Origin of the sequence: Streptomyces beijiangensis, assembly GCF_017315755.1 — a bacterium.
Classification (GTDB): Bacteria; Actinomycetota; Actinomycetes; order Streptomycetales; family Streptomycetaceae; genus Streptomyces; species Streptomyces beijiangensis.
Map to the genome: position 1 here is coordinate 1 of NZ_JAFLRJ010000952.1, position 501 is coordinate 501.

The window sequence follows — 501 nt, forward strand, 5'->3', positions numbered from 1 at the left end:
ACGTCCGGGGGCGTCGGCTTGCCGTCCTCGCCGGTGGCGGGGGAGTTGCCCGTCTCCGGAGGGTTGATCAGGCCGCCCGTGTTGCCGCCGATCAGGCCGTTCGCTCCGGTGGAGCCGGAGGAGGACGGGTGCGGGCTGTCGCCGCTCGTACCGCCGTGTGTGGGGGCGGTCGAGGCCGACGGGTGCGTGGTGCCCGTGGAGCCCGTCGTGGCGCTGCCCGTGCCCTTGCGGCCCGTGTTGTGGCCGGGTGGGCTCGGCAGCCGGGACTGCAGCGGACCCACTTCCTGGTCTATGGCGTCGAAGACCGAGTTGACCTCGTTCCCCATGTCGGTGAGCTGGGCCGGCAGTCGGCGCTGGAGCTGGCTCCAGCTGTCCCGGTGGGACCGCGCGAAGGAGGAGAGCGTCTGGATGGGGCCCAGCGCTCCGTTTCGGGCGTACGCCTCGTGGAGGAGGCGGTGTCCCTCGGTCGCGTCGTGCTTCATGCCCGTCAGGGCGCGCCTG

At 72.9% G+C, this 501-nt stretch carries 1 pseudogene; it reads right to left on the bottom strand.

Annotated features, from left to right (window positions below):
* Positions 1-482: pseudogene (locus J0695_RS40040) on the bottom strand (DUF5667 domain-containing protein); the annotation flags it as partial.
* Positions 483-501 lie beyond the last annotated feature (19 nt).